Source organism: Marinobacter sp. LV10R510-11A (genome assembly GCF_900215155.1).
GTDB lineage: Bacteria > Pseudomonadota > Gammaproteobacteria > Pseudomonadales > Oleiphilaceae > Marinobacter.
Genome location: NZ_LT907980.1, coordinates 2,445,174 through 2,461,294, shown reverse-complemented (window position 1 = coordinate 2,461,294; position 16,121 = coordinate 2,445,174). Strand labels below are relative to the sequence as shown.

Here is a 16,121-nt window from a genome sequence, read left to right as displayed (position 1 = left end):
CATTATGTCTGAACCATGGAGTTGCCTTCCGTTGTCGCTGGCAGGCGATGTCGCTGCCAGTTGGTCGTCGGTTTTTCCGGAAGGTTTGCCTGGCTGGCTGCTGAAAGATGCCAGAATCTCGGCCGAAGTGGTTGCTCAGGCCGTGGCCCGAAGCCTGTTTCTGCGCCAGACGCTTGAGCGGCACCCGGAGCAGGTGCAAACTCTTCTGGAGTCGCGCGTGCTGAGCGAGCCAACCACCCCAGATTATCTCCAGACGCGCTGGAATGAGTATCTTGTGGAGGTGACTGACGAGCCCGGCCTGCATGCTGCGTTGCGCCGTTTTCGTCGGGAAACGCAGTTCCGCATTATCTGGCGGGATGTGATGCGCTGGGCAGACCTTCCGGAAACCATAACAGCCACTAGCGCGTTTGCAGAGGTGTGTATTCAGGCTGCGCTCGACTGGCTGCATCAAGCGGCCTGCGAGCAGTACGGCACGCCTTGGGGGGTCGACCCAGTATCAGGTGTGGAGGCACCGCAATCCTTGATTGTTATAGGTATGGGAAAGCTGGGCGGCCGCGAGCTGAACGTATCGTCGGATATTGATCTGATTTTCGCGTTTCCCGGAAAAGGTGAAACCCGGGGCGGTCGACGCTCCCTTGATAACCAGCAATTTTTCATCCGGTTAGGCCAGCGCTTGATTCAAGCCTTGGATCAGATTACCGCCGATGGATTTGTGTTTCGTGTGGATATGCGCCTGCGCCCTTATGGGCAAAGTGGTGCCCTTGCGCTGAGTTTTGCTGCGCTGGAAACCTATTATCAGGACCAGGGCCGGGACTGGGAACGTTACGCCATGGTGAAGTCCCGGATAGTGGCTGGAGACCCCGAGGCAGGGCAAGTTCTTATGGAAAGCCTCAGGCCGTTTGTGTATCGCAGATACATAGATTTCAGCGCATTCGAGTCTTTGCGTACTATGAAGGCGATGATCAGCCGCGAAGTTCGCAGGAAAGGGCTGGAGAACAACATCAAGCTCGGCAGCGGTGGTATTCGGGAAATTGAGTTTGTGGTTCAGGCATTCCAGCTTATTCGCGGCGGTCGCGACAGGGAGTTGCAGCAGCGCGAACTGTTGGTCATCCTGAATGAGTTTGAGGCCCTTGAGCTTTTGCCTTCGCCAGTGATTAAAGAGCTTCGCGAGGCTTATGTTTTTCTCCGCAACCTAGAGCACGCTCTACAAGGCATGGAAGACAAACAAACCCAGCTGCTACCCGAAGACGAGCTTTCGCGAGCGCGGGTTGCGTTGATCATGGGCTTTGAAGGCTGGCAGGATTGCCAGAAAACTCTGGCGCAACACCGGGAAAACGTGGCCACCCACTTTGCTAATATCATTGCCACAGAAGAGAGCGAAGAGAGCGCGCAATCTGCCCTTGATGAGGGTTGGTTTGAGCTCTGGTTAGCGGAGGTTGATGAGGCCTCAGACACGCAATGGCTTGAAAAACACGGCTACGAAGATCCGGCCGGCAGTTTGAGCCTGCTTAGCAGCCTGCGCGACAGTCGCACGGTTCAAACCATGCAGACCCAGGGTCGTAAACGGCTGAACCAGTTCATGCCGGTATTGCTTGAGGCGTTGACCGAGGTAGCGAATCCCTCAGAAACCTTGTCTCGTGTTCTTCTATTGGTTGAAGCTATTTTACGCCGAACCGCTTATGTGATGCTGCTTCTGGAAAATCCGGGGGCTCGTACTCAGTTGGTCAACCTGTGTAGTGAGAGCCCCTGGATTGCGCGACAGCTGGCAGAAACCCCGCTGCTGCTGGATGAACTACTGAACGCTGAGAGCCTGTACCACCCGCCCGCAAGAGACGAATTGCAGGATGATTTGCGCCAGCAAATGCTGCGAATTTCCTACGACGACTTGGAAAATCAGATGGAATCGCTGCGGCATTTTAAAAAAGCTCATACGCTTCGCGTTGCTGCGTCCGAGCTGAAGGGCACCTTGTCGCTGATGAAGGTGAGTGATTATCTAACCTGGATTGCTGAGGTTGTTCTTGATCACGTTGTCGATGTCGCGTTTTCCAACCTGGTTGCCCGCCATGGTTATCCGGGTCGTGCTGGCGGCGCTACTAACGAAACAGATTTTGCGGTTGTCGGTTATGGAAAGCTCGGTGGCATTGAGCTTGGCTACACTTCGGACCTTGATCTGGTGTTTGTTCATACGGCGGATTCGGAGCTGGCGACCGATGGCGAAAAGCCAATTGACAACGCGGTTTTTTACACCCGTTTAGGGCAACGAATTGTTCACATACTCAATGCCCAGACGCCATCTGGCCAGTTGTATGAGGTCGACATGCGATTGCGGCCGTCGGGTAATTCCGGATTGCTGGTGAGCACGCTACAAGCTTTTGAAAAATATCAGCGCAATGACGCCTGGATATGGGAGCATCAGGCTCTGGCAAGGGCTAGAGGGGTTGCCGGGAACTCTGAAGCACTTGCCGCCTTTGAAGCTGTCCGACACAACATACTGTGCCAAAAGCGTGACAAAGAAGCGTTGCGTCAAGAAGTGGTAGAGATGCGCGAAAAAATGAGGGCAAATCTTGGCACACCAGAAAGCCGGCGCGAGGACACCTTCCACATTAAGCATGACGCAGGCGGCATTGTGGATATGGAGTTTATGGTGCAGTACCTCATGTTGGCATGGAGTGAGTCGCACCCAGAATTGACTGGGTGGTCTGATAATATCCGGCAAATGGAAGAACTGGGCCGGGCTGGGGTGTTGCCGGTAGAAGAAGCTGAGCAGCTGCGCGAAGCCTACATTGCGTTGCGCTCAAGCATTCATCGTCGGGCTCTGCAAAATCTTAACAGCCAGGTGTCAGGGGATGCGTTTTTGAACGAGCGGCGTTGTATCCGGTCTGCCTGGCAGAAAATCATGGTGGGATAGCGGGCCGGGTGTCGTTCCGTCAAAATTTCCTGCTAGAATACTGTATCCCCGAAAACCGCTTTTTTAGGAGCAACGAAGCATGTCGATGGCCGATCGCGATGGCGTTATCTGGATGGATGGTGAAATGGTTCCCTGGCGGGAAGCCAAAACTCACGTCCTGACCCACACCCTGCATTACGGCATGGGCTGTTTTGAAGGAGTGCGCGCCTACAACACTGCGAACGGCCCGGCTATTTTTCGCCTGAAAGACCATACAGATCGCCTGTTCCGGTCTGCCCACATTTTGAATATGAAAATGCCGTTCAGCAAAGAAGAGCTTAACGATGCTCAGTGTGCGGCTGTCCGTGACAACAATCTGGACGAAGCCTACATACGCCCGATGGCTTTTCTGGGCTCCGAAGGAATGGGTCTGCGCGCCGAAAACTTAAAAGTGCACGTAATGGTCGCCGCTTGGAGCTGGCCTTCTTACATGTCGCCAGAAGCCAAGGAACTGGGCATCAAGGTGCGCACCTCTTCTTTTACCCGTCACCACGTGAACATCACCATGTGTAAGGCCAAGGCGAACGGCAACTACATCAACTCCATGCTGGCACTGAACGAAGCCATTGCAAGTGGTTGTGAGGAGGCGTTGCTGCTGGATAACGAAGGTTATGTAGCTGAAGGCTCCGGCGAGAACGTCTTCATTATGCGCAACGGTGTTCTGCATACGCCAGAGCTGACCTCCTGCCTGGAAGGCATTACCCGCCAGACCATTCTGGATTTCGCCGCCGACCTAAATATTCCTGTTAAAGAGCGCCGCATTACTCGTGATGAAGTGTACGTTGCTGATGAGGCATTTTTCACAGGTACCGCGGCAGAAGTGCTGCCAATCCGAGAGCTAGACGGCCGCACTATCGGCGCGGGCAAGCGTGGCCCGGTTACCGAGAAGCTACAGGCTATGTATTTTGATGCGGTGCAAGGGAAGCTCCCGCAGCATAGTGACTGGCTGACGCACGTGCGGTAATGCCCCTGTGGGGACAAACTATACCAAACACATTGGCGACACTGGCGGTTATCTTGTGTCCCATGCCGTCAGAGAGAGCTTCCAGGAAGCCTGGTTTGACCCGGTATTCTGGGGTGAACAAGCGGTTATCGTCACCAAAGGTGGTCGAGGCGCCGCTTGGTTTGTTCATGCACCTTGTGGCGAACTTGTTTTGCGGCACTTTTGCCGCGGAGGATTGCCTGGGCGCTATATCCGACGAGCTTACGTATTCACCCATACGGATGCTGTTCGGTCGCTCGCTGAATTCCGGTTGTTGAACAAGCTCCTCAAGAAGGGTTTGCCGGTACCCGAGCCTATCGCCGCCGGCTATTGTTTGCGCGGGCCTCTGCTTTACCATGCATCACTGATTATTCGCCGAATCCCCGATGCAGTGCCGCTCTCTGAATGTGTAAGAGATGTCTCCAGTGGTGAGACATGGCATGCGGCGGGCGCTTGTGTGCGCCGCTTTCACAATGCCGGTGTATTTCACGCTGATTTGAACTGCATGAACATACTGGTTGCAGACCAGGTGTACCTGATTGATTTTGATCGAGGACGCATGATGCCCGAGCAGGCCGCCGACGGCTGGAAGGCGAAAAATATCAGTCGGCTTGAACGTTCGGTGAAGAAGTGTCTTGAGCAGCTGGGTGCTGAGGAGCGAACGCAGCTCTGGCAGGACTTTCTTGCAGGCTACCTTGGTGGCTGATCAGTATACCGATGTTTCGCCAGGGGCGGTTCGGCGAAAGCGCTTGTACTCCCACTGATACTGCTCCGGCGCCAGTTCAATGCAGCTTTCAACTGAACGGTTCAGTGCGCTAAGCGATTTCGACATATCCGTTGATGCCATGCCCGCTTCTGCTCGGCGTATTACAATTTTGAAACCTTCGCCCCCGGGCAGTCGCTGTGCAAAGGTAATCAGCGGGTGGGCACCGGTTTTATGGATCAGCTTCGAGGCGAGCGTCATAGTAGCCGTAGGGATACCAAAAAACGGCGCAAACTCGCCACCTTCCTGTCGCGGGGTTTGATCGGGCAGTACACCAACGACACCGCCCCCGCGCAGAATAGCCAAGAGGCGCATGATGCCTCGCCTGTCTGTGGCAACAAGTTCAGAGCCGCTGCGGCTCCGAACTTTCTTGATGTAGTCTTCAAGTTCTGGGCGGTTAGGGGGGCTGTAAAGTGCTGCCATCTTATAGCGTGAGGCAAAGAATAGCCCCGCCAGTTCCCAGTTCCCAAGATGCGGTGCAAGCAGCAGCAAGCCTTTGCCGTCAGCCTTGTAGTCGTTAAGCAGCTCTTCTCCCTCAATCTCCTTTATCAGGCCAAGACAGCGTTCAACCGGCCACTCCCACATGATGGGAATTTCCAAGGCTGTCGCACCCGTTTCGCGGAGGCTTTGGCTGCCCAGCTTATCTACCTGAGCATCGGACAGGTACGGGTAGCAAGCACCCAGGTTTTGGCGAGTGGTTTCCGCTGAACGGCTGCCCAGCTTCCAGGCCATGCCGCCTAGAAATCTGCCTAGGCGCTGAGCCTGGCGCAAGCGGAGTAGGGAAAGTAAGCGAAAAGCCAGTTTAATGAGTTTGCCGGACACAAGAAAATATCCAATCAGTAGGAAGCAAAGCAGAAAAGTACCATTGTCCCTTGGCGCGCACAAGTTGAGAGTTGCCGTGTTGGTGGCGGGGTTTTCTGTTTTTGAGGGGGCTCCGTGATAGAATTCTGGCCTTTCAGGAACGTCGCCGGAAGGAAATTTGATCCTTTAATCGGGCGCAAGCATCAGAAGTGGTCTAGGCAACGACTATGTGGAATCTAATCCAATTGGTTTTTTTTCGATTTGCTGCAGGTGGCTGGATACCGCCCCAATGGTTTGAACCGGATCTGCCGCTAGAAAGTGATCGGGCAGCCCGTAAGGGGCACCTCAAGGTTGAAGTGGTTAGCCACTGCTGGAACTACTCTCATTTTCTTGTGTACCAGCTCAGTTCGGTCGTGCTTTTTCCTCCAAAAAAGCTTGATGTGATCATGACGGTTTTCTACAGCCCGGAAGATACTAAAACCAAAGCGCTGCTGGATTTTTTCAGTGAGCAGGTTGTGCCTGGCGTTAGCTGGAACTGGCAGCCGCTGCCAAAGCAGCAGCTCTTTCGCCGCGCGATCGGCCGAAACCGGGCAGCACTGGCCACGAAAGCCGACTGGGTCTGGTTCACAGATTGCGACTTAATGCTTCGCGACAATTGCCTAGACGCTCTCGCTGAGGTTTTAAAGGGGAGGCAAGATGCGCTGTTGTTTCCGGAAATTGAGCGAACAACCGATCTGCTGACGGAAAACAACCCTATGCTCCAGGCGGGCTCTACTGAGCCACAAGTACTGGATATAGACACGACATCTTTTACCTCCCGACGGATATCCAAGGCTACCGGCCCACTTCAGATTGCCCATGGAGATGTTTGCAGAGCCGTAGGATACTGCCGAAACATCCGGCTGTATCAGCAGCCTGTAGAGAGCTTTGCAAAGTGCCACGAAGATCGCGCCTTCCGCTGGTTGCTGCGTAGCCAGGGCGAGCCTGTGTCTATTCCTGGAGTATTTAGAATCAGGCATGTTGCGAAAGGGCGTTACAGTGGGAATGAAACCCGGAGCCGGCTTAGAACCTGGTTGCGGGTTTGGCAGTCGCGAAGGCGGGATCGGATGCATAACTGAATGACCGGTAATCAACTCTCTGAGCAGCGATTAGCTCCCGAGTTACTGTTTCTACATCCATGCGGTTCGAGCTTGAGTCCAGCCCTAAAGGCGTTAAATTAATGAATGTTTTGTGCTCAGCAGCAAAGAATAAGTTTTGGCTCGATGTTTTTGACCAACTGAAAGGGAGTGCGTTTAAGCCAGTGTATTGGGTTGGCTCTAACAAGGTAGTGTCAAAAAAAACCAACTGCTTCTTCCATGATGTGTGGGAAGCGTTTTCGCTTCAGGGTTGTGTACCTGGGTGGGAAGCAAAGGCTGATTCATTAAGCCTTAGTTGGGTTACTAGGGTTGAATATTATAATTATTTGAAGATTCTTGATAGAGTAGATGGTAGTTGCTATTTTTCCTTTTCAGAGCGAGACGATCTCTTTAAACGGCAGTTAGCTTATTGGTCTTTCGTGCTTGATAATTTTAATATTGATTTGGTTTTTTTCTCTAATACACCTCATCTTCCTTATGACTATCCTCTTTATTTATGCGCTAGGCGTAAGGGCGTTAAGGTTTTAATGTTTAATGTTTCGTCCGTTGTCGGGTGGAATTATATTACTGAAGAGCTGGGTGGGGGGGCGCTTCGCAGCGATTTCGTAGAGGAAAACGCTAATTTAATTGATAACTTATACTTTGAGTCTGTTGAAAAGTTTATTTTTGAAAAACACCAGCAGCCTTGGTATATGAAAGCGCAGTCAAAAAGGCAAAAATCTTTGCGTCTGTTTTTGGAATCTAATAAATATGCTTCTGTTCCCTATCATTTTTTCGGCGCTTTATTTAAATTTTTAAAGCCTGGAGTTAGTTTAAAATTGGCGTTTTCGGCGAGCAATAAATATAAAACGATTAAATGTTATGAAGGGTTTTATCGAATAGGTAAGCTTGGGGTTTTTGATATCTCTCGTCTTAAGGTTATGCAAAATAGAAAGAAAAAAGAGTTGAAAGGAGAGTACTCGAGTTTTTCAAGTAAGCTTGTCCCTGAGAGTTTGTGTAAGTTTATATATTTTCCGCTTCATTACCAGCCAGAGCTAACGACAACTCCTTTAGGAGGTGAGGCGTCGGATCAGTTCTATGTGATTCGAGAGCTGAGCAAGGCCCTGCCTGATGGTGTCAAATTGGTGGTAAAAGAGCATCCCTCTCAATATGCTAAGATGTTGTATGGCGGGCAAGGAAGATACTTAGGGTGCTGGGAGGCAATTTCTCATCTGCCAAATGTTTTGTTATGTGATATGTCCGTACCTTCAATTTCACTGATTAAGCATGCTGAAGGTGTCGTTACAATAACTGGCACGGCGGGGTGGGAGGCTATAGTTAACAGGAAAACCAGCTTTCATTTTGGTGGAGCCTGGTATCAGAATTTCCCGCAAGCCAACAAGCTCGACTTTGATAACATGCGTTCAAAGCTGGTTTCCAGCTTGAACGCCCCAAATGCGAGTCCAGTTGAGTCAGCAGACCTATGTAAATATTTTGGAAATTATGCTATCAAGGCTGATATCCACGGACTCTTTAAAAAACAATCAAGAGAAGACGTGCTGAGGACGGTCAATTATATAAAGCGTTCGATAGACACTAATGCATCCTAAGAGGTTTGAGATGATTTCTGAGTCCACTATTTTAATAACTGGCGGCACAGGCTCCTTTGGTCACAAGTTCATCCCAATGACGCTGGAAAAGTACAACCCCAAGAAAATCATCGTGTTTTCCAGGGATGAAATGAAACAGTGGGAAATGGCCAAGCTGTTCCAGGGAGACGACCGCCTGCGATTCTTCATCGGTGATGTGCGCGATAAAGACCGGCTGTATCGTGCGCTGGATGGGGTGGATTATGTTGTACATGCGGCGGCAACCAAGATCGTGCCGACTGCAGAGTACAATCCGTTTGAATGCATAAAGACCAACATCCACGGCGCCATGAACCTTATTGATGCAGCCATTGACAAGGGTGTCAAAGGTGTCGTTGCACTTTCTACTGATAAGGCCAGCAGCCCAATCAACCTGTACGGTGCCACCAAGCTAGCCTCTGATAAATTATTTGTGGCTGGCAATTCATACGCAGGGGGGCATCAGACTAAATTTTCAGTTGTTCGTTATGGCAATGTTATGGGCTCCCGTGGTTCAGTGATTCCGTTTTTTATGTCTATCAAAGACAAAGGCGTCCTCCCCATAACCGATCCGAGAATGACCCGCTTCATGATCAGCCTGGAGCAGGGTGTAGAGCTGGTATGGCACGCATTTGAAGATATGGTGGGCGGAGAGATCTACGTCAAGAAGATTCCGTCTATGAATATGGCAGATCTGGCCAGCGTGGTCGCGCCAGAGGCCAAGCAGGAAGTGGTTGGTATTCGCCCGGGGGAGAAGCTGCACGAGCAGATGATCGGAGCCGAAGATTCCTATTTCACCTATGAGTACCCTGAGCACTTCAAGATTTTGCCGAACATTAATGACTGGGGCACCTGCGAAAATCGAATTAAAGATGGTAAGCGGGTACCGGAAGGCTACGTATACGCTAGCGACACCAATGCGGAGTGGATGTCAGGCGAAGAGCTTCAAGCGTGGATCAGTCGAAATTACAGCAAAATTGGTAAGATCTAATCATGATTCCTTACGGTAAGCAGGACATTAACCAAGCTGACATCGATGCGGTAGTGGCGGTTTTGACGTCGGATTTTTTGACTCAGGGCCCCATGGTGCCGAAGTTTGAGCAAACCGTTGCGAGCCATGTAGGTGCCGATCATGCTTTGGCAGTGAACAGCGCAACCTCCGCTCTGCACATCGCCTGCTTGGCACTTGGCCTTAAGCACGGCGACTGGCTATGGACCACCCCCGTTACCTTTGTGGCCTCTGCCAACTGTGGGCTGTATTGCGGATCAAAGATCGATTTTGTCGACATAGACCCGCAAACCTACAACCTGTGCCCAATGGCCCTGAAGGCAAAGCTTGAACTGGCAAAAAAGGAAAACCGGCTACCCAAGGTGGTTGTGGCGGTTCACTTGTGCGGCCAGCCGTGCGATATGAAAGCCATTGGCGCTCTCGCGACAGAGTATGGTTTCAAAGTCATTGAAGATGCCTCCCACGCGATTGGTGGAAAATACCAGGGCGAGTTTATCGGCAATTGCCGCTACAGCGACATAACCGTGTTCAGTTTCCACCCGGTCAAAATTGTGACTACGGCCGAAGGTGGTATGGCGCTTACAAACGATGCAGCGTTGGCTGAAAAAATGAACCTGCTGCGCAGCCATGGTATTACTCGAGACCCGGCCCTGATGACCAGTGAGCCAGACGGCCCCTGGTATTATCAGCAGGTGGATCTTGGCTTCAACTATCGGATGACGGAACTGCAGGCAGCCTTGGGCGTGAGCCAAGTGGATCGACTGGATGCCTTTGTAGCTCGCAGGCATGAGTTGGCAAAACGATACGATGAATTGCTGGCAACCTTACCTGTAACGATACCTTGGCAGCATCCAGACAGCTATTCCGGCTTACACCTGTATGTTATTCGCCTACAACTAAACAAGATCAGTAAGTTACATCGTCAAGTATTCGAATCTCTCCGTGAGCAGGGTATTGGTGTAAACCTGCACTACATCCCTGTGCATACTCAGCCGTATTATCAAGCTATGGGCTTTGAGGCGGAAGATTTTCCAGAGGCGATGGTTTACTACCGTGAGGCGATTAGTATACCGATGTACCAAGGTTTGACGGACGACCAGCAGGATCAAGTTGTTAGTGCGTTAAGGCATGCTTTGGCTGGAGGCGAAGATTGAATGCATCGTGTAGCCATCATCCCCGCTCGAGGCGGCAGCAAGCGCATTCCCCGCAAGAACATTAAAGTGTTTCATGGCAAGCCTATGATTGCCTGGTCCATCGAGGCAGCTAAGGCGAGTGGGTGTTTTGATAAGGTCATTGTCTCTACGGATGATGCCGAGATTGCTAATGTTGCCAGGGACTGGGGTGCGACAGTCCCTTTTATGCGGCCTCCAGAATTGTCCGATGATTATGCTGGAACCTTACCGGTTATTCGTCACGCGGTGGAATGGCTTAGTGAGCACGGCGCGGTGGTAGATTATGCCTGTTGCCTATACGCCACCGCCCCCTTTGTTACCTCAGGCGACCTCCGCCGTGGCTGGGAATTGATTCAGCAGTCCAAATGCAGTTACGCTTTTTCCGTAACCAGTTATGCATTCCCGATACAACGAGCTGTTCGTATTACTGAAAGCGGCCGAGTAGCCATGCTCAACCCAGAGCATTTCAGCACCCGCTCACAGGATCTAGAAGAAGCCTGGCACGATGCGGGGCAGTTTTACTGGGGTACAGCTCAGGCCTGGCAGGAAGAGCGAGCAATTTTTAGTGAAGCGTCCGTTCCTGTAAAACTCCCGCGTCATCGGGTGCAAGATATCGATACCCCCGAAGACTGGGCCCGGGCAGAGTGGATGTTCCGGGTGATGCAGGCCGCAGGTGGTTTGCAGTGAAGATTGCCTTTCGCGCCGATGCCTCCGTTCAGATTGGCACCGGCCACATTATGCGGTGCCTTACTCTGGCTGATGAGCTGACCGGACGGGGGCACGAGTGCCAGTTTATTTGTCGTGAGCATAAGGGCCACTTGGGTGCGTTGATTTCAGGCAAAGGATACGAACTCACCATGTTGCCAACTGATGGTGCCCCTGGGTTTGATTCAGCACGCAAAGAACCGACTACCTATGCGGATTGGTTAGGTGTAACTTGGCAGCAAGATGTAGAACAGACCGTTGAAGCTCTTATGCCATTCAAAGCTGACTGGCTGGTTGTAGACCACTACGCCCTGGATGCGTGCTGGGAGCGGGAAGTAGCCAAGTTGGGCGGTCGAATTTTGGTGATTGACGATCTGGCGAATCGAAGCCATACGTGTGCATTACTGCTGGATCAGAACCTTGGCCGCAATGCTTCTGACTACGATGGGTGGGTGCCGAAAGATTGTATGCGATTGATTGGGCCGGAATATGCACTGTTGCGCCCGGAATTTGCTGAACTACGGGAGCGCAGCCTGAAACGCCGGGCGCAGTCAGAGATAAAGCGTATCCTGATCTCCTTAGGCGGCGTGGATCGAACCAACGTAACCGGGCAAGTTCTAGATGCCTTGGCTGAAACAACCCTGCCTAGTGACACCCACCTGGATATCATCATGGGCTCGGCTGCTCCCTATCTGCAGGAGGTTACGGACCAGGCTTCTCGATTGCCCTTCAAGGCAACAGTTAACGTGAATGTCTGTGATATGGCTGAGCGGATGTGTCTGGCGGATTTATCGATTGGCGCTGCGGGGGGGACTTCCTGGGAGCGTTGTTGTTTGGGTTTACCTGCGGTACTGGTAATTTTGGCCGAAAACCAGGCTTCCGGAGCCAGCGCCCTTGAAGCGGCTGGGGCGGTGCTAACAGTCGCTGACCTCAAAGAGGCTCGGGCGGCTTTGCCTTCGGAGCTAGCCAAAGTTAGAAAACCAGATTGCCTGAGGCGAATGAGCAGTGCTGCGGCACGGATAACCAGTGGAAAGGGTGTCTCCTGCGTTGTGCAGTCCATGATGTCTTTGCCCGAGAGGTCGCAATGACCGACGAATACAGACTTCGAACTATGACTGAAGGGGATCTCGAGCAAGTGTTGGAATGGCGCAATCATCCAGAGGTTCGTCGTTACATGTACACCACTCATGAGATTAGCCTGGATGAACACCGTAAGTGGTTTGCCGGGGCAAGTATTAACCCGGCCATAGATCTAATGATTTATGAAAAGGATGGGGAAGGCCTGGGGTTTATTAATTTCACCAGAACGCGATGCCCGGAAGTGGCAGACTGGGGATTCTACCTTACTCCTCATGCCCCGAAAGGCACAGGTCGATCACTGGGTAATCATGCGTTGGCCATAGCGTTCAGAACACTGGGTCTGCACAAGGTTTGCGGCCAAGCACTTGGCTTCAACGAGCGGTCGATAGCGTTTCACAAAGCGCAGGGCTTCACCAAAGAAGGAAATCTTCGAGATCAACACTTTGATGGTAAAGAATTTCATGATGTTGCGTGCTTTGGTCTGTTGAAGCATGAGTGGCAAACAAAGGTTGAGGGTTTGAATAATGAGTGAACCGAAAATTGTAATCGCCGGTCGGGTGATTTCCCGAAATCATTCGCCCTATATCATTGCTGAACTTTCAGCCAATCATAACGGCAAGCTGGAAACGGCACTGAAAATCATCAGCGAAGCTGCTAAAGCTGGCGCGGATGCAGTGAAGCTTCAAACCTACCGCCCGGACACCATTACCCTGGATTCCGATGCAGAGGAATTCAAAATCAAGGGCGGCCTTTGGGATGGTCGTACTCTTTATGAGCTTTATGAGGAGGCTCATATGCCATGGGAATGGCACAAGCCCCTATTTGAGCATGCGTATGAAGTCGGCATTCCGATTTTTAGCTCACCTTTCGACAATACCGCCGTAGATTTACTCGAAGACCTGAACGCCCCAGCATACAAAATCGCCTCGTTCGAAGCGGTCGATCTTTCTCTTATCCGCTACGTGGCAGCTACCGGCAAGCCAATGATCATCTCCACGGGTATGGCAGATGCAGAAGAAATTGAAGAAGCCATCACGGCAGCGCGGGACGGTGGATGTAAAGAATTGGCGATACTCCACTGTGTAAGTGGATACCCGGCCCCAGCGGAGGACTACAATCTCCACACCATACCAGACATGATGGAGCGCTTTGGGTTGGTGACAGGGTTGTCTGATCACACACTGGATAACACCACAGCCATCGCAAGTGTGGTTTTGGGTGCATCAATTATTGAAAAGCACTTTACCCTAGACAGAAACGGTGGTGGGCCAGATGATAGTTTTTCGTTAGAGCCTGCGGATCTAGCCGCGTTGTGCCGGGATAGCAAAACCGCTTGGAAGTCATTAGGCAAAGTAGACTACGGACGAAAGTCGAGCGAAAAAGGGAACGCTCAGTTCCGTCGCTCATTGTATTTCGTGAAAGATATGAAGGCGGGCGAGATAATAACGTCTGATTGCGTTAGGAGTGTGAGGCCTGGTCACGGATTGGCTCCGAAAGAGCTTATGAATATAATCGGAGCCAAAGTCATGGAGGATATTAACGCCAACACCGCCGTTCAAACAAAACTGATCAAAAAAATAGATTTATAGCGGCTAACTAGTAAGTTCATGCAAGGTGACCATTGGGTTGTGTTCGAAATGTTCATAAAGATGTTTAAATGATTCCCCCAAGGTTGATTTGGCAAAGCCATCCTTGTTGAGCTTTATGATGTTAAATTTTGTTTCTGGACTGATTAAGGTCAGGGTGTCAATTGCGGTTGATCCGAATGTCCATACACTAGGCTGATTTTTTTTCCAAAGGTACAAAAAATAAAGCTCAATAGGTAAGTTGATTTTAAATGCTTGAAAATTATACCGTTGTGCTAAAGAACTCATTAAAGAAGCGTCGTCGTACCTATGCATGAGATAAATGCAGTCTTCTAAGCCAACCTGTGTATCTAGTTGATCAAAAATTTGCTCAATGTTTTCATAGGAGCTAAGGATGTTTGTCCCGATAAATATTTTTTGGTTTTGGCTTGCTGGTACCATTTTTTTGAGATTTTTTAGCTTGGAAATGTTGTGACTAGTTTCGCTAAGAGTATTCTCAATGCAGGTTTTTTTTGAATCTTTTGCTTGCTGAGAATAATAAGTGAAAAATGTACTTTTCTTTAAGTAGCTCTTGTTAAGAAATCTTAATATAGGTTTTCTGAAAAAATTTGAGTTGTCATCTAATTGAAGTAGGTTGATTGTCCTGGTTCCATCGTCTACATGTATAAGCTCCCTTGGTTTAATTTTATTTATGAGGAAGGAGGTGTAAGAAGTTGTGTTGCCGAAATAAATTTTTTGATAGTTGGTTCTAGCTTCGGTGCTTAGAATAAATGGGAATAGAAATTTAAACGATTTATTAATTTTGTATTTAATGAAGTTCTTCAGGTCGAATAAATCAATGATTGATTCGATGGCTTCCATAGACTGATCGTCACGAACAAAGATCAAGTGCTTTCCGTGACTTTTTTCTAATTTTAAATATGCCTCAATGTTGTTAATTAATTGAAGAGGGCTTTGAGAGATGTATAAGATATTATCCATGAATTTTTTCTTTCTTATGAAGGTTGGTGAAAAACATTCCTAATATTAGAAAGTATGTTGGGGCCAGCCCTCTTGTCTCCATGGCACTTTGAGATAAGCTGTTAACGATTAAGGCCAAAAAAACGCTGATAAAAAATCCTGTTATAATAAAAGCTCTATTTTTTTTCTGCTGATTATAGAGCAGTATTGTTAAGGCCATGATTAGGAGAATGCCAACGTAGCCGAATTTTAAAAGGTTCATTAAGAATTGACTGTGAAGGTCTCTAAACCGATTCCATCCTTGAGCGTCTTCTTTGCTTTTCCTTAAGCCGGGTAAGGTCTCTTGTTTTTTTTCAATGAATGCATTGAAGTCATTCACATAGTCACCTACTCCGCTGCCTATGACCTGTTCCGTGAAAGATCTTTCCAATTGCAACTCGATAGTGTTTTGATAAAAACTTATTCGAACTCCCGTAGAGGTTAATGGGTTGGCTTCATAGAGGTATATGTCATTGGCTGCTTGAGAGATGCGCGTCTGAAGGCCGTCACTAAACTGGACTGACACAAATATCGTTGAGAGGAAAACTGCAATGCCAACCGCACCTAATAGCCTTTTTTTCTTCAAGACGGAAATGTAAAAAATGCTGGTTAAATTAAGGGTTATTAGTACAGCATGTCCTGTCCGAGATGTGTTTAGAAGTACCGTTATTAAAAGTAATAAAGCCAGAAATAATCCCGAAAATTTATAAAACCTGATCCAGGTACCTGTTATTGTCAGATAGATCATCGAGATGCTTGCTATGGCAATAAGTGGTCCATACGTGTTCCTGTTACCACTTATGGCAGGGTCGTTAATAGTTGAATTTAAGATATTAAAAATGTCGAAATATCCTAAGTAGAAAAACATCGCGTGAATAGATGCACCGGCAACGAAGCTTGAAAGGTAAGGTCTAAACTTTCCACCTTTATACTGTGAAATCGCAATGGCAATAAATAAAATCCAGACATAGTCTAAGGAGCGTTGTATGCCGAAGTTGATGTTATTACTCCAAAGGAGTGATAATGGGTGTATAAGATAAAAAATTATTAATATGATACTAAGATTGTTTGTTTTTAGCTGGGCCAGTTTGTTTTTTGAAAGCTCAATGAACCACAAAACGGTAAATAAAAAAACAAGAATAAGCGGAGCACTCTTTGATAATGGTAGCGTGAAAAACGTAAGTAATAAAATCCATTCCCGAGTGCTGGCTATCCAGTGGTCATAGGTTTTAAAAAAAATTTTCAGGTGGCTCATTTTAAATCCATAATTTTCATTATTATTTCTAGCCCATATTTCTCATTTAGGCATAAAGTCTGAGTTTATGTAATAAGTG

Annotated in this window: 14 protein-coding genes; 11 read left to right on the top strand and 3 right to left on the bottom strand. The window is 49.3% G+C overall.

Features of this window, described 5'->3' with window-relative positions:
• The first annotated feature begins 4 nt into the window (after positions 1–4).
• The 3 genes from glnE (at position 5) to CPH80_RS11710 (ending at position 4,635) form a co-directional block, all read left to right on the top strand.
• Entirely contained in the window at positions 5–2,908 is a 2,904-nt protein-coding gene (gene glnE / locus CPH80_RS11720) for a bifunctional [glutamate--ammonia ligase]-adenylyl-L-tyrosine phosphorylase/[glutamate--ammonia-ligase] adenylyltransferase (RefSeq protein ID WP_096277996.1), read from the top strand.
• Positions 2,909–2,987: 79 nt separating this feature from the next.
• Entirely contained in the window at positions 2,988–3,911 is a 924-nt protein-coding gene (locus CPH80_RS11715; protein ID WP_096277994.1) for a branched-chain amino acid transaminase, read from the top strand.
• A gap of 7 nt (positions 3,912–3,918) precedes the next feature.
• Positions 3,919–4,635 (top strand): 3-deoxy-D-manno-octulosonic acid kinase, encoded by a 717-nt coding sequence (locus CPH80_RS11710; protein WP_096277992.1) that lies wholly within the window; start codon positions 3,919–3,921, stop codon positions 4,633–4,635.
• On the opposite strand, the gene CPH80_RS11705 is transcribed toward CPH80_RS11710, so the two are convergent.
• Positions 4,636–5,514 carry a lysophospholipid acyltransferase family protein gene (locus CPH80_RS11705; protein ID WP_096277990.1) on the bottom strand — a complete coding sequence of 293 codons (879 nt, stop codon included), beginning with the start codon at positions 5,512–5,514 and terminating at the stop codon, positions 4,636–4,638. It lies immediately after the preceding gene.
• 206 nt (positions 5,515–5,720) lie between these two features.
• Here CPH80_RS11705 and CPH80_RS11700 point away from each other — a divergent pair, with 206 nt between their 5' ends.
• The 8 genes from CPH80_RS11700 (at position 5,721) to pseI (ending at position 13,791) form a co-directional block, all read left to right on the top strand.
• Positions 5,721–6,611 (top strand): glycosyltransferase, encoded by an 891-nt coding sequence (locus CPH80_RS11700; protein WP_096277988.1) that lies wholly within the window; start codon positions 5,721–5,723, stop codon positions 6,609–6,611.
• A 101-nt stretch (positions 6,612–6,712) separates the two neighbouring features.
• On the top strand, positions 6,713–8,218 hold the full coding sequence (locus CPH80_RS11695) for a hypothetical protein (protein WP_157746892.1): 1,506 nt from the start codon (positions 6,713–6,715) through the stop codon (positions 8,216–8,218).
• A gap of 10 nt (positions 8,219–8,228) precedes the next feature.
• Positions 8,229–9,227, top strand: a complete 999-nt coding sequence (gene pseB / locus CPH80_RS11690; protein ID WP_096277984.1) for a UDP-N-acetylglucosamine 4,6-dehydratase (inverting) — start codon at positions 8,229–8,231, stop codon at positions 9,225–9,227.
• Positions 9,228–9,229: 2 nt separating this feature from the next.
• Positions 9,230–10,399, top strand: a complete 1,170-nt coding sequence (gene pseC, locus CPH80_RS11685) for a UDP-4-amino-4,6-dideoxy-N-acetyl-beta-L-altrosamine transaminase (RefSeq protein ID WP_096277982.1) — start codon at positions 9,230–9,232, stop codon at positions 10,397–10,399.
• Positions 10,400–11,104: a pseudaminic acid cytidylyltransferase gene (pseF, locus tag CPH80_RS11680; RefSeq protein ID WP_096277980.1), complete on the top strand. Its 705-nt coding sequence runs from the start codon at positions 10,400–10,402 to the stop codon at positions 11,102–11,104.
• Positions 11,101–12,210, top strand: a complete 1,110-nt coding sequence (pseG, locus tag CPH80_RS11675; RefSeq protein ID WP_096277978.1) for a UDP-2,4-diacetamido-2,4,6-trideoxy-beta-L-altropyranose hydrolase — start codon at positions 11,101–11,103, stop codon at positions 12,208–12,210. Before pseF ends, pseG begins: the two co-directional genes overlap by 4 nt.
• The gene (pseH, locus tag CPH80_RS11670) at positions 12,207–12,734 is read left to right on the top strand and encodes a UDP-4-amino-4,6-dideoxy-N-acetyl-beta-L-altrosamine N-acetyltransferase (RefSeq protein ID WP_227520130.1); all 528 of its coding nucleotides are present in this window, start codon (positions 12,207–12,209) and stop codon (positions 12,732–12,734) included. Before pseG ends, pseH begins: the two co-directional genes overlap by 4 nt.
• Complete coding sequence (gene pseI / locus CPH80_RS11665; RefSeq protein ID WP_096277976.1) at positions 12,727–13,791, top strand: pseudaminic acid synthase; 1,065 nt, start codon at positions 12,727–12,729, stop codon at positions 13,789–13,791. Before pseH ends, pseI begins: the two co-directional genes overlap by 8 nt.
• A gap of 3 nt (positions 13,792–13,794) precedes the next feature.
• Here pseI and CPH80_RS11660 read toward each other — a convergent pair whose 3' ends face one another.
• Positions 13,795–14,769: a hypothetical protein gene (locus CPH80_RS11660; RefSeq protein WP_096277974.1), complete on the bottom strand. Its 975-nt coding sequence runs from the start codon at positions 14,767–14,769 to the stop codon at positions 13,795–13,797.
• On the bottom strand, positions 14,762–16,042 hold the full coding sequence (locus CPH80_RS11655; protein WP_096277972.1) for an O-antigen ligase family protein: 1,281 nt from the start codon (positions 16,040–16,042) through the stop codon (positions 14,762–14,764). Before CPH80_RS11655 ends, CPH80_RS11660 begins: the two co-directional genes overlap by 8 nt.
• Positions 16,043–16,121: the final 79 nt, after the last annotated feature.

Excerpts from the sequence above, each read along its gene's own strand:
- pseC (WP_096277982.1), top strand. The coding sequence starts at position 9,230 with ATGATTCCTTACGGTAAGCAGGACATTAACCAAGCTGACATCGATGCG.
- CPH80_RS11655 (WP_096277972.1), bottom strand. The coding sequence starts at position 16,042 with ATGAGCCACCTGAAAATTTTTTTTAAAACCTATGACCACTGGATAGCC.
- pseF (WP_096277980.1), top strand. The coding sequence starts at position 10,400 with ATGCATCGTGTAGCCATCATCCCCGCTCGAGGCGGCAGCAAGCGCATT.
- pseI (WP_096277976.1), top strand. The coding sequence starts at position 12,727 with ATGAGTGAACCGAAAATTGTAATCGCCGGTCGGGTGATTTCCCGAAAT.
- glnE (WP_096277996.1), top strand. The coding sequence starts at position 5 with ATGTCTGAACCATGGAGTTGCCTTCCGTTGTCGCTGGCAGGCGATGTC.
- pseH (WP_227520130.1), top strand. The coding sequence starts at position 12,207 with ATGACCGACGAATACAGACTTCGAACTATGACTGAAGGGGATCTCGAG.
- CPH80_RS11660 (WP_096277974.1), bottom strand. The coding sequence starts at position 14,769 with ATGGATAATATCTTATACATCTCTCAAAGCCCTCTTCAATTAATTAAC.
- CPH80_RS11700 (WP_096277988.1), top strand. The coding sequence starts at position 5,721 with ATGTGGAATCTAATCCAATTGGTTTTTTTTCGATTTGCTGCAGGTGGC.
- pseB (WP_096277984.1), top strand. The coding sequence starts at position 8,229 with ATGATTTCTGAGTCCACTATTTTAATAACTGGCGGCACAGGCTCCTTT.
- CPH80_RS11695 (WP_157746892.1), top strand. The coding sequence starts at position 6,713 with ATGAATGTTTTGTGCTCAGCAGCAAAGAATAAGTTTTGGCTCGATGTT.
- CPH80_RS11715 (WP_096277994.1), top strand. The coding sequence starts at position 2,988 with ATGTCGATGGCCGATCGCGATGGCGTTATCTGGATGGATGGTGAAATG.